Genomic DNA, 11882 nt, shown 5'->3' on the forward strand with positions numbered 1-11882 from the left:
CCGACGCCGGGCAGACACTCAACGGGTCGGTTTCGTCGGCGAGAAGACGAAGCTGAACTCCGTGGGCTCGGCTCGCAGGAAGTACCGCGGCAGCGGGCCGGGACCGCACGACTGGGAGCCGATGCCATGCTGACCGTGGTCGAGGTTCACCCACACCGTGTCGCCGGGGGTGAGGTCGGTGAGGTGCCGGGCCGCGTCCAGTTCCTCGTTCGTCCAGCGGCGGGCGCTGAACCAGAACTCCGGGTCGCCCTCGATCCTGAGGCCGCCGGCCTCCGCCCACCGGACGTCGGCGCGGGCGCCGTTCTCCTGTGGTTTGACATACGGCGTCTGCAACGCGTCGACCGTGGACTCCCAGCGGCCGATACGGGAGGCCGACCCGGTGTCCGGATACGCCTCGCCCGGCCCGCCGCCGAACCACCGCACGCGATCCGCCGGGCCCGACAGCCCCAGCCGGATACCGAGCCGGGGCAGCGGCACCGTCCAGTCACCCTCGGGCGCGACGGACAAGGTCAGCTTCAGCCGGTCCCCGTCGGACGTCCAGCGGTACACCGTGACAAGGCCCACCTCCCGGGCGGCGGGCGCGACCCGCGTCCGCACGGTCAGCGCGTCGTCGCCCGGTTGAACGGCGTCCAGCCGGTGCCGCATGCGGTGCAGTCCGAGCTTGCGCCACAGCAGGCCATAGCGGGGGTCGGGCTGCCATGCGGCGCCGTCGTCGTTGTCGGTGGGGGCACGCCAGACATCCAGGCGCAGACCGGTCACGTCCACTGCGCCGACGGTCCGCAGCGCACCGGTGCGGCCGTCGAAGGAGGCCGGGCCCAGGGTGATGCGGCCGTCGTCGCGGACCGGGGCCCGGCTGGGGGCGACGCGCAGCGGCGGCCGGACGGACACGGGGAACTGGCCCCACGCCACCTCGTGGCCCTTGGGTCCCCACGCGGTGCCGGACGCCAGCAGAGCCCGTACCGTCCACTGTGTCTCGCCACCGCCGGTGCCGGGTGGCTCGGGCAGCTTCACGTCCGCCGACTCGCCCGGCGCGAGCGCGGGCACCGGCAGCGCGCCCGAACCGACCGTCTCTCCGTCGCGCTGGTACGACCACTCGAAGGCGAGAGCGGACAGGTCCGCGAAGTCGTACGCGTTGCGCACCCGCACGGTTCCGTCCGCACGGTCGCCATCGATCCGGACCGGCTCGAGGACCTTCTTGTACTCGAGCAGGCCCGGAGAGGGCCTCCGGTCCGGGAACAGCAGCCCGTCGCAGACGAAGTTCCCGTCGTGCAGTTCCTCACCGAAGTCGCCGCCGTAGGCGAAGCCGTACCGCTCGTCCTTGATGCCGTGGTCGATCCACTCCCAGATGAAACCGCCCTGGAGCCGTTCGTACCTCTCGAAGAGCCGCTGGTAGTCGGCGAGTCCGCCGGGACCGTTGCCCATGGCGTGCCCGTACTCGCAGAGAAAGAAGGGGAGTTCGCGGCGCTTGGCGCCACCGCCGTCCAGCCGTCGGCCGATCCTCTCCACCTCGTCGTGGTAGGCGTACATCCGCGAGTACACGTCCGTGTCACGGCAGGTGACATCGCCCTCGTAGTGGACGAGCCGCGAGCCGTCCCGGGCGCGGATCCACTCGGCCATCGCCGTCAGGCCGCGGCCGGTGCCCGCCTCGTTGCCCAGGGACCACAGGACGACCGACGGGTGGTTCTTGTCGCGTTCGACCATGCGGGCGGCACGGTCGAGGAGCGCCGGGGTCCAGCGGTCGTCGTCGACCGGGTTGTCGCGCCACGCCTGCTCGACGAAGCCGTGGGTCTCCAGGTCGCACTCGTCGATCACCCACAGGCCGAACTCGTCGCACAGGTCCAGGAACGCGGGATGCGGCGGGTAGTGCGAGGTGCGCACGGCGTTGATGTTGTGCCGCTTCATCAGCAGCACGTCCTCGCGCATGGTCTCCGGATCGAGCGCACGGCCCTTCTCGGGATGCCACTCGTGCCGGTTGACGCCCTTGAAGAGCACCGGCCTTCCATTGACCTTGATCAGGCCGTCCTCGAGCACGACCGTGCGGAACCCGATCCGCAGCGGCACCCGCTCGCCCTCGGTGATCAGCATGCCGTCGTACAGCTTCGGGGTCTCCGCGGTCCACGGCTCCACGGGGGCGGTCACCGGCTCTCCGGTCGCGACATCGATGCGGAGGGCGGGCACGGTGACCCGGCCGTCCACGTCCGAGTCGACCTTCAGTGTGCCCTCGCCGCGGAGGTGGTCGTACGAGGAGTGCACGAAGAAGTCCAGGACGCTGCCCGCCGGGCGGTGCAGCAGCGTCACGTCCCGGAAGATGCCCGGCAGCCACCACTGGTCCTGGTCCTCCAGGTAGGAGCCCGCGGACCACTGGTGGACCCGGACCGCGAGCACATTGCCGCTCGGCTCGAGCAGATGCCCGACGGCGAACTCGTGCGGCAGCCGGGAGCCCTTGAACTCGCCGATGTCGGTGCCGTTCAGCCATACCCGGGCACAGGACTCCACGCCGTCGAAGCGCAGCACAGCCCCGCCGTCCGACGGCCAGTCGGTGGGCAGGTCGAAGAACCGCAGATGGTCGCCGGTCGGGTTCTCGGTCGGGACGCGCGGCGGGTCGACCGGGAAGGGGTAGAGGTGGTTGGTGTAGGCGGGGGAGCCGAGGGAACCGCCGCCCTGGAGCACCCAGTGGCCGGGCACGGCGACCTCCGCCCAGTCCCCGGCGTCGTATCCGGGTTCGGCGAACGAGTCGTCGTGGGCGTCCGCCGTCGGGGACAGACGGAAGCGCCACCTGCCGTTCAGACAGAGGGAGGCGGCGTCCGAGGTCGCGTACCAGGCCCGCGGCGGCAGGCTGCCGCTGCCCGGTGCGACGTCCTCGACATAGCCGACGGCCGACGGGGGAGAGGACGAAGGCTCGGGGGAAGTGCGCAGGGACATCGGTCTCCTAGGTCCTCGCGGGGGCGGTGCGCCGGCCGGCCCGCCGGCCGACCGACCGGAGGGTGCCTTCGAGGGCGAAGGTCGCGGCACCGAGGCACACCGGGTCGTTGGGGATGGGGGACAGGACGATCTCGGTGGCGGCGAACGGGCGGCCGAGCGCATGCCGGCCGACGGCCTCGCGTACCTCGTGGAGCAGGGGCTCGCCGAGCGTGGCCGCGACCCAGCTGCCGAGCACCACCACTTCAGGGTTGAGCAGGTTGACCAGGGTGGCGATCCCGGCGCCCAGATAACGGGCGGTGTTCCGGACGACCTCGAGCGCGACGGGGTCCGCATCGGCGGCTCCGCGTGCGAGGGCGTCGATCGTGGCGGTCTGGTCCTCGGGGTGCAGCAGTGGGCTGCGGGGGCTCACTTCCCGCAGGTTGCGCATGATCCCGGGTGCCCCGACATAGGTCTCCACGCAGCCGCGGTTGCCACAGTGGCACGGCCGCCCGTCCAGCACCAGCGTCGTATGGCCCCATTCGCCGGCGCTGTTGCTGACGCCGCGGTGCAGTCCGCCGCCCAGCGCGAGCCCGGCCCCGACGCCCGTGCCCAGATTGACGACCACGGCGTCCCCGCGCCCGCGAGCCGCGCCGAACCACAGTTCGGCGACGGCGCCGGCGCGCAGCGGGTTGTCCAGGTACAGGGGATGGGCGATGTGGAGGGCGAGCAGGTCGAGCAGCGGGACGTCGTGCCAGTCCCAGTTCGGGGCGTACTCGCAGACGCCCCGGTCGCGGTCGACCTGGCCCGGCACGCTGACGCCGGTGCCCAGCACGCGGGCGTCCGCCACGCCGACCCGGGCCACCACCGAGCCGACGGCCGTGGCCACATGGGCGACGACCTGTTCGGGACGGTTCTCCCCGGGGTGTACGTCCTCCTCGGCGCGGGCCAGTACGCTCAGCGCCAGGTCGAACAGCTCCACGCGGACGTACGTCTCGGCGACGTCGACGCCGATCAGGGCGCCCCCCGACGCGTCGACCGCGACCAGGCCGCGCGGCCGGCCGCCCGCCGACTCCTCGAAACCGACCTCGGTCAGCATCCCGAGGTCGAGCAGTTCACCGACGAGCGTGGCCACGGTGGGCAGACTGAGCCCGGTCGCGGCCGCCAGCTCCTGACGGGACGTCGGTGACCGGGCGATGATCCGGCGCAGCACCTCGTACCGGTTCGCGGTACGAATGTCGCGGGAGGTCCCACGCTTCATAGGACTCCCCCCGACCGGGCCTCGGCTCGGCGCGAGCCTATGACCGTCGCCGGGCTCCGACAAGCGGTTAGGAAAGGGGATTTACGAAGCAGTGCGGCGAGAGGGGTCCACGGTCAGGCCACCGTCCCGGCAGCTCCCAGCACGTCCCGCACGTACGCGTTGCGGAACTTCCCCGCCGGGTCCAGCCCGGCCGCCAGCGCCGCGAAGTCCCCGACGCGGGGGTAGCGCGCGCGGACCGTCTCCGCGGGCACGGTGAACACCTTGCCCCAGTGCGGGCGGGGCCCGAAGGCGTCCAGCGCCTCCTCCACCCGCCGCACCACGGGCAGCACGGACGCCGTGTCCTCGACCCAGGTGAAGTGCAGCGCCACCGAGTCCCGCCCGTACGCGGGGCTCAGCCACTGTGCGTCGGCGGCGACCGTGCGCACCTCGCAGGTCTGGAGCACGGGCGCCACTGTGGCGCGGACGGCGTCCAGGGCGTGCAGCGCATCGAGGGCGCAGGGGCGCGGCAGCAGATACTCCGACTGAAGCTCGGCACCGCTGCTCGGCGTGAAGTCCGCCCGGAAGTGCGGGAGCCGCTCGTGCCAGGGACCGGGGACACCGCCCTGCGGGGTGCAGTTGACAGCGGGCATACCGGGCACCGGGTGCAGCGCCTCGGTGGCCGGTCGTGCCCACGGGAAGTCCGGCAGCGGCTGATCGGTGCGCCGCTTCAGCCACACCTGCCGGAAGCCCGGCGCGCGCCAGTCGGTGAACAGGCTCACGCTGTACGCCGCCGCCGTCACGGTTTCGAACTCCAGCCCCTCGAGCGGGAGTTCGGTGAACACATGCTGCTCGACCAGGAAGTCCGGCTCCAGGTCCAGGGTGAGCGCGGTGACCACGCCGAGCGCCCCGAGCGCGGTCACCGCGCCGGCGAAGCCGTGCTCGCCCCGGCCGATCCGCAACGTCGACCCGTCCGCCGTGACCAGTTCCACCTCGCGTACCGCCGAGGCGAGCGGACCGTTCGCGACCCCCGAGCCATGCGTTCCGGTCGCCACCGAGCCCGCCACGGAGATATGCGGCAGGGACGCCATGTTGGGCAGTGCGAGCCCGTGCCGGTGCACCACCCGGGCGAGTTCGGCGTACCGCACGCCTCCACCCACCCGTACCGTACGGGCGGCCGTGTCGACGTCCACCTCACCGGGCAGCTCCGACAGCGAGACCAGGACACCGTCCGGGCCGGGTTCGGCGATCCGGTTGAAGGAGTGCCCGCTGCCCAGGACGCGTACCTGCGCACTCGCGGTGACCAGCGCCCGCAGCGCGTCGAGCGAGCGCGGCCGGTGCAGTTCCCCGGCGGCGTACGTGATGTTGCCCGCCCAGTTGGTCACGCTCTGCGTCATCCCGCCGTCCTTCCCGTGGCATCGCGAACCACGCACCGACAACCGCCACAACCGCGCATCCCGCATCCGCGCATCCCGCATCCGCGCATCCCGCATCCGGCAACCGCGCATCCCGTGACCGCTCATCCACCGGGAAACCTATTATCGGTAGCCTCGCTGGTCATGACGCAGCAGCCTTCGCCGCTCCCCGACACCCTTCCCCGGACCGATCTGACCAGGCACCGCCGCCTGCGCGACCAGGGCAGCCTCCGGCGGGCCGATCTCGACGCGATCCTGGACGCGGGGTTCGTGTGCCACCTCGGCGTGGTCGTCGACGGAAGGCCGCTGGTCGTGCCCACGGTGTACGGCCGGGACGAGCGGCAGCTCTACGTCCACGGCTCGGTCGCCAGCCGCAGCCTCGAGGGCGGCAGCCCCGTCTGCGTGACCGTCACGCACGTCGACGGCCTGGTCCTCGCGCGGTCCGTCTTCGAGCACGGAGTGAACTACCGCAGCGCCGTGATCCACGGCGTACCCCGCCGGGTCACCGACGCCGGAGAGAAACTGGCCGGACTGCGCCTGCTCACCGAGCACGCGACCCCGGGGCAGTGGTCGTACGCCCGGCGGCCCAACCGCAAGGAGCTGGCCGCCACCGCCCTGCTCGCCCTGTCCCTCGAAGAGGCCTCCGTCAAGATCCGCACCGGCGCCCCCGACGACGGCGACGGGCCCGACGCGGAGCTGGGCCTGTGGGCCGGTGTGCTGCCGCTCACCTCCGCATGGGGCGCGCCCGTGCCGGACCCCCGGCTGCCCCCGGACATCGCCGTACCGGAGCACATCGCGCGGCGCGAGGGGACCCGGCACGGCTGACGCGCAGGCGGGGGCATACCGTGAGGAGTCGAACGCCTGAGCCGGGAGGAGACACGGGATGGGCAGCCGCACCGCACTGGTCGAGGATCTGATGGAGCGATTCCCGCACGTACCGCGGGAAGCCGTCTTCAAAGAGGATCTGCTCCGCGGGGGTGTGGCCTTCGACGCGTCCGCGCTCAGCGACACCGCCAACGAGGCGGCCGGCGAGGTCAAGCCGAAGTCGTACTTCATCTTCTCCTTCGACCACGGCACCCTGCCCGAGCTGGGGGAGGCGGCGCTGCGGCGTCCGCCCGAGGAGATCATCCTCACCGGCGGCCCCTACGACCTGCGGAGGACCGTCGTCTCCGTACGGGTCAACCCGGCCTCGCCCTACCGGGTGGCCGCCGATGAGGAGGGGCTGCTCGGGCTCTACCTCGACGGGCGGCGGATCGCGGACGTCGGTGTGCCGCCCATGCCCGAGTACTACCGGCACACCCTCTCCAACGGGAAGTCCGTGATGGAGGTGGCCCCCACCATCCAGTGGGGCTACCTGATCTACCTCACCGTCTTCCGCGTGTGCCAGTACTTCGGCGCCAAGGAGGAGTGCCAGTACTGCGACATCAACCACAACTGGCGCCAGCACAAGGCGGCCGGCCGGCCGTACACCGGCGTGAAGGACGTCGAGGAGGTCCTCGAGGCGCTGGAGATCATCGACAGGTACGACACCCAGAAGGCGTCCACCGCCTACACCCTGACCGGCGGCGCGATCACCTCCAAGGTCGCGGGCCGGGACGAGGCCGACTTCTACGGGCACTACGCCAGGGCCATCGAGGAGCGCTTCCCGGGCCGCTGGATCGGCAAGGTCGTCGCCCAGGCGCTGCCGAAGGCCGACGTACAGCGCTTCAAGGACTACGGCGTGCAGATCTACCACCCCAACTTCGAGGTGTGGGACCGGCGCCTGTTCGAGCTCTACTGCCCGGGCAAGGAGCGGTACGTCGGCCGGGACGAGTGGCACCGGCGGATCCTGGACTCCGCAGACGTCCTCGGCGCGCGCAATGTGATCCCCAACTTCGTGGCGGGCGTCGAGATGGCCGAGCCCTTCGGTTTCACCACGGTCGACGAGGCGATCGCCTCCACCACCGAGGGCCTGCGCTTCTTCATGTCGCACGGCATCACGCCCCGCTTCACCACCTGGTGCCCCGAGCCGACGACCCCGCTCGGCAAGGCCAACCCGCAGGGCGCGCCGCTGGAGTACCACATCCGCCTGCTGGAGGCCTACCGCGCCACGATGGACGACTTCGGGCTCTCCTCGCCGCCCGGCTACGGCCCGCCCGGACCCGGTCGGGCGGTGTTCTCCGTCAGCTCCTTCATGGACAGCCTTCCGGCGGAGGCGGAGGCGGAGGCGGAGGCGGAGGCGCAGGCGGAGGAGCCCTCCCGCGCGTAGGGCGCGTATCGAGTCCGGAACCCGGCCCGGCAGCGGCCGGCCGGCCGGCCGGACGGACGGACGGACGGACGAAGCAGGAAAACTCCTGGGCGTCGTCGCTCTTGCAGGACAGCCCAATCCAGCCGCCCGAAGCCGCATGGTCCGGCCCGACCGCGGGGGGAGCCCTGATCGGGCTGCGCCGTAGGCGCTTTCGCCGCGTAACGAAGGCATCACGGGGCCCCGTGCGCTGAGTCGCGGCGGGGCCCTGTCCGTACAACCCGACACAGCGGCGCCCCACCGCACTGCCGACGGCAATTGAATACGGCGCTTGTCAGTTGTGTGGGGAGCGTGACAGGCTCTGGGCCTGTCGTGAGATGGCCTCCAACTCCCTTGTATTCAGGGTGTGTTTGGCTTTGCTTGTGGAAGCAGTTGATGCAGGAGCCCTCCATGCCCGACCTGCCGACCCCCCAGGACGCCGCCGAGGCGGCGCTGTTCTCGGAGTGCTGGGACGCCGTCCTGTCGTATGCCGATCTGTGCACCTCGGGTTCCGGGGCCGGCTGGCAGCTGGCCACCGAGGCGTTCGGCCGCGGCATCCACGAGGCACGCGAGGCCGAGTCCCAGGAGAGGACCACCGGTCGGCGCACCCTGCGGCTGCCCCGGATCCCGCTGCTGCTCACCGCGGTCCGCACCACCGCGGCGGCCTGGGAGGCCGAGGGCAAGGGGCACCGGCTCGACCCGGACCTGAGGCTGTGGCTGAACTCCGAGAAGGCCGCTCGGTACACCGGCCCGCCCCTCCAGCGCCCGCTGGCCCTGCGCGGACTGAAGGACATGCAGGAGCCGGACGCGGCGCTGCTGTGGCTGGCGGAAGTGGAGGGGCTGTCCCTGCCCGACGTGGCCGGGCGGCTCGGCCTGGACCGGGCCGCCGCCGCGCAGGAACTGGTGCAGGTGCGCGCGCTGTTCCGGGACCGTTGCCAGCGCAATCATCTCGATACGCCGATGGGCGCCGACTGCCGCAGTTACGCCCGGCTCCTGGACGCGGTCACCCGCTCTCCGGGCGCGGAGGCACCGGAGGACGTCTCGCGGCACCTCGCGACGTGTGTCGAGTGCGCGGAGGCCGCGGCCTGTCTGCGGCTGCACGACGGTGGCACGCCCGCCGCGCTGGCGAGCGGAGTGATCGGCTGGGGAGGGCTCGCCTATCTGGAGCGACGGCGCCGGGCCGCGGAGGCGGGACTGAGCGGCGGCCGCGCGGACGCGGGAACGGACCGGGGCATCGCGGTGGGCACCGTGGCACGGCCCCGGATCGGACGGGCCGGGATCCTGGCCGCGGCCGTGATCGTGTCCGTGCTGGCGCTGACGGTCTCGTTGATGCAGCTCGGCGACTCGGGCGAGCAGAGGAGCGCGAACGGCGACGCCGCGGACGGGGCGATCGCCGTCGCGACGCCGTCCTTGCCGCCCCTCGGCACGACCCCGGGCCATCCCCGGACCAGCCTGCCGCCGAGCTCGGGTCCGGCCGGCAGGACCGGCACGGCCGGTACGACCAGGAGCGGTGACGCCGACACCGAACCACAGGGCAGGTCGACGAGCCCGGTGGCCGACCCGTCCACGGCGTCGGCCCCCGCCTCGCGGGCACCGTCGACCTGCCGGGTCAGGTACCGCGTCGTCGACGAGTGGTCGGACGGCTTCCAGGCCACGGTCACGGTCACCTCGGCCCGGGCGCTCGACGACTGGAACATCCGCTGGACCTTCGAGGACGGCCAGCGCATCACCCGGTTGTGGGACGGCACCTTCACCCAGGACGGCTCCGAGGTCACCGTGAAGGCAGCCGACTACAACAAGAAGGTCGCCGCGAACGGCACCTTCGCCGTGGGGTTCATCGGGTCCTGGCACGGCGGCAACGCCGAACCGCGCGCCTTCACGGTGAACGGCGCCAGGTGCGCCGCGACCGGCTGAGCCACCCGGCAGCCAACAGCGGCCCTCAGCTCGGGCCGACCGCCGCGCAGTCTCTTGGGGTCGTTGTCGGATTCGTTACTCCTTCACCCGACGAGGCGTGTTGAATGGCGTGGCTGAAGGTCCGTCACTCAACTGGTCGTAGGGGAGCTGGATGTTGCCGGAAATCTTGGTCGGGCTTGCCGCTTCGGGGGGAACGGCGGTCGTGACCGCGGCCGGCACCGATGCCTGGATCGGGACCAGAACAACAGTGGCCCGGCTCCTGGGGCGAGACGGGCAACGGGAAGAGGCGGTATTGCAGCGCCTCGACCAGACCGCCGCCGATCTCGCACGGGCATCCGAGGAAGAGGCGCAGGGAGCGCTGGAACGGGTACGCGTCGCGCAGTCCCTGTCCTGGGAGACGCGTTTCACGGACCTGCTCCAGGATCTGCCGGAACCCGAAAGGGACGAGGCCGTCAGGGCGCTGCATTCCCTGGTCGAGCATGTCCGGCAGCACGCTCGCGGCTCCGGTGCCTCGGCCGGTACCGGTGGGTTCGCTGCCACCGGCGACGTGATCATGAAGGCCGCACAAGGATCGGTTGTCGCCGGTGTGGTCAACGGGGACGTGCGCTTGGACCCTCCGAGGCCGGGGGCGGCCCAGGACTGACCACCCCCGGCTCGTCAGGTCCACAGCGCCGCAGCCGCAGCGCATTCGTCGGAAGACTGCTCCACATGGCCGGCTTCGGCGCCCTCGGCGGCAGCCGGGCCTCGCGCATCACCGCCTCCCACGGGGGAGTGGCGGTCGGTCACGCCGGCCACGTCACCTACATCCGCAAGCAGCGTGCACGCCGCATGCGCCTGCTGGTCGTGCCCGTCCTCGTGGCGGGCGGGACGATCACGGCCATCACTCTCGTGCCGGACTCATCCCCGCCGGGCCGGGGGCGATCCTCTTCGGTGCCGTCGTCCTCGGTGGCGCCGCCGCCTTCCGGGCCGCCCTCCGCCACCGGCTCCCCGTCGGCCTCGGCCTCGGCCTCGGTTGCGCGCGTGTCCGGCTCCGCGGCGGCCGTGGCTCAGCCGGCGCAGACCAGCGCGGCGGTCACCCCCGAGGCCGAACCGCCCCCGTCCGGGGAGCCGGCGGCAACCAGACTCTCTCCGGGGTCCGTGTCGCGCCTCCGGAACGTCTCCACCGGCCAGTGCGTGTCCGGCGACGGTTCCGTCTACCCCGGCTACGGGACCTGCACTTCCAGCGATGCCTACGCATGGACGTTGCGCTCCTTTGGCGGCAGCACCTTCGAGCTGGTCAACCGCGCGAGCGGAAACTGCCTGTCGGCGCCCTACAACAACAACTACGCGGCCGGGCTGGAAGCCTGCGGCGGCGTCGGAGGCACTGGCTACCAGCACTGGCGTATGGGAAGCCCCACCGCGGCGGGCCAGACCCTGAAAAACACCGAGACGGGGCACTGCCTGGAGATCGCCTCCCCGGCGTACGGCGGCGGCAACCAGGTGATGGTGGCCACCTGCAACAGCGACGAGCGCCGGCAGTTGTGGAAGAACTGAGGGGTCGTCCAGTCGTCCCAGGTCGGCGTACTCGGCCGAGTCCTCCTCGGAGCCGACCTGCCCCTTGCGCTGCTGTTCGGCGGCATCCGCGATCACGGTGCCTTGCGGTTTTCGACCAGGACGACGGGCCGGCGGCAGCGGGCTCGGCCGGCGGGCGGCCACCGGTCCAAAGCGGCCGACGCCTTCGGGCCGTACGCCGTGCCGATGAGGACGGCGTCCAGCCAGCCGCTGGGCGTGAGACCGGCAGTGCGGGCCGCCTGGTCGAAGGTGGAGGCGGACCGGGCCAGGACCGCGAAGCCGCCGGTGAGTCCGCCTCCGGCCTGGTTGATCAGGCGGTGGGCGGCCTTGAGATCACCGAACCGCTGTAGACGCCCCCCGGAAGCAGCAGCCGCAGCGCCCGCCGCCCCGGCCACCCGGCGGCCGTACCCCCAGCCGCCCGCGCACGCGACCAGGAGCCGCCCGCGGCATGGCCCCCGGCCAAGAAGAACAGTGCCATCGTGCCGAGAGGCATGCCGCAATTCCGTGCCCGGTACGACACCGCCCGCGGGCCACAGCAGCCGAAGGGCTATCGACCGGCGGACGCCAGGGCGCAAGGCCGATTGGGCGCAGGAGCATAAACCGG

The 11882-nt window shown here is 72.1% G+C and carries 9 protein-coding genes; 5 read left to right on the forward strand and 4 right to left on the reverse strand.

Annotated features, from left to right (window positions below; genetic code table 11):
- Positions 1-18: 18 nt before the first annotated feature.
- From ABZ876_RS20075 to ABZ876_RS20085, 3 genes are all read right to left on the reverse strand, one after another.
- Complete coding sequence (locus ABZ876_RS20075) at positions 19-2922, reverse strand: glycoside hydrolase family 2 TIM barrel-domain containing protein (RefSeq protein ID WP_361782563.1); 2904 nt, start codon at positions 2920-2922, stop codon at positions 19-21.
- 7 nt (positions 2923-2929) lie between these two features.
- Positions 2930-4159, reverse strand: coding sequence for an ROK family transcriptional regulator (locus tag ABZ876_RS20080; protein ID WP_361782566.1), 1230 nt, complete (start codon positions 4157-4159; stop codon positions 2930-2932).
- 113 nt (positions 4160-4272) lie between these two features.
- Positions 4273-5532 (reverse strand): FAD-binding protein, encoded by a 1260-nt coding sequence (locus ABZ876_RS20085; protein WP_361782569.1) that lies wholly within the window; start codon positions 5530-5532, stop codon positions 4273-4275.
- Positions 5533-5694: 162 nt separating this feature from the next.
- Here ABZ876_RS20085 and ABZ876_RS20090 point away from each other — a divergent pair, with 162 nt between their 5' ends.
- The 5 genes from ABZ876_RS20090 to ABZ876_RS20110 all read left to right on the forward strand — a co-directional run bounded on the left by ABZ876_RS20090 (position 5695) and on the right by ABZ876_RS20110 (position 11260).
- A complete protein-coding gene (locus tag ABZ876_RS20090) occupies positions 5695-6375 on the forward strand; it encodes a pyridoxamine 5'-phosphate oxidase family protein (protein WP_361782572.1) in 681 nt (226 codons plus the stop codon).
- Between the two features lie 58 nt (positions 6376-6433).
- Entirely contained in the window at positions 6434-7798 is a 1365-nt protein-coding gene (locus ABZ876_RS20095) for a radical SAM protein (protein ID WP_361782575.1), read from the forward strand.
- 426 nt (positions 7799-8224) lie between these two features.
- Positions 8225-9727, forward strand: coding sequence for a cellulose binding domain-containing protein (locus ABZ876_RS20100; protein ID WP_361782578.1), 1503 nt, complete (start codon positions 8225-8227; stop codon positions 9725-9727).
- 202 nt (positions 9728-9929) lie between these two features.
- Positions 9930-10370 (forward strand): hypothetical protein, encoded by a 441-nt coding sequence (locus ABZ876_RS20105; protein ID WP_361782581.1) that lies wholly within the window; start codon positions 9930-9932, stop codon positions 10368-10370.
- Positions 10371-10435: 65 nt separating this feature from the next.
- Complete coding sequence (locus tag ABZ876_RS20110; RefSeq protein ID WP_361782584.1) at positions 10436-11260, forward strand: RICIN domain-containing protein; 825 nt, start codon at positions 10436-10438, stop codon at positions 11258-11260.
- A 92-nt stretch (positions 11261-11352) separates the two neighbouring features.
- Here the strand turns inward: ABZ876_RS20110 and ABZ876_RS20115 are convergent, their stop codons facing one another.
- Positions 11353-11673 (reverse strand): hypothetical protein, encoded by a 321-nt coding sequence (locus tag ABZ876_RS20115; RefSeq protein WP_361782587.1) that lies wholly within the window; start codon positions 11671-11673, stop codon positions 11353-11355.
- Between the last annotated feature and the right edge of the window lie 209 nt (positions 11674-11882).

Origin of the sequence: Streptomyces sp. NPDC046931, from assembly GCF_040644655.1 — a bacterium.
In the GTDB taxonomy this organism is placed as follows: domain Bacteria; phylum Actinomycetota; class Actinomycetes; order Streptomycetales; family Streptomycetaceae; genus Streptomyces.

Bases quoted from the DNA above. Each gene is read 5' to 3' on its own strand.
- ABZ876_RS20110 (WP_361782584.1), top strand. From the start codon at position 10,436: ATGGCCGGCTTCGGCGCCCTCGGCGGCAGCCGGGCCTCGCGCATCACC.
- ABZ876_RS20085 (WP_361782569.1), bottom strand. From the start codon at position 5,532: ATGACGCAGAGCGTGACCAACTGGGCGGGCAACATCACGTACGCCGCC.
- ABZ876_RS20090 (WP_361782572.1), top strand. From the start codon at position 5,695: ATGACGCAGCAGCCTTCGCCGCTCCCCGACACCCTTCCCCGGACCGAT.
- ABZ876_RS20095 (WP_361782575.1), top strand. From the start codon at position 6,434: ATGGGCAGCCGCACCGCACTGGTCGAGGATCTGATGGAGCGATTCCCG.
- ABZ876_RS20100 (WP_361782578.1), top strand. From the start codon at position 8,225: ATGCCCGACCTGCCGACCCCCCAGGACGCCGCCGAGGCGGCGCTGTTC.
- ABZ876_RS20075 (WP_361782563.1), bottom strand. From the start codon at position 2,922: ATGTCCCTGCGCACTTCCCCCGAGCCTTCGTCCTCTCCCCCGTCGGCC.
- ABZ876_RS20080 (WP_361782566.1), bottom strand. From the start codon at position 4,159: ATGAAGCGTGGGACCTCCCGCGACATTCGTACCGCGAACCGGTACGAG.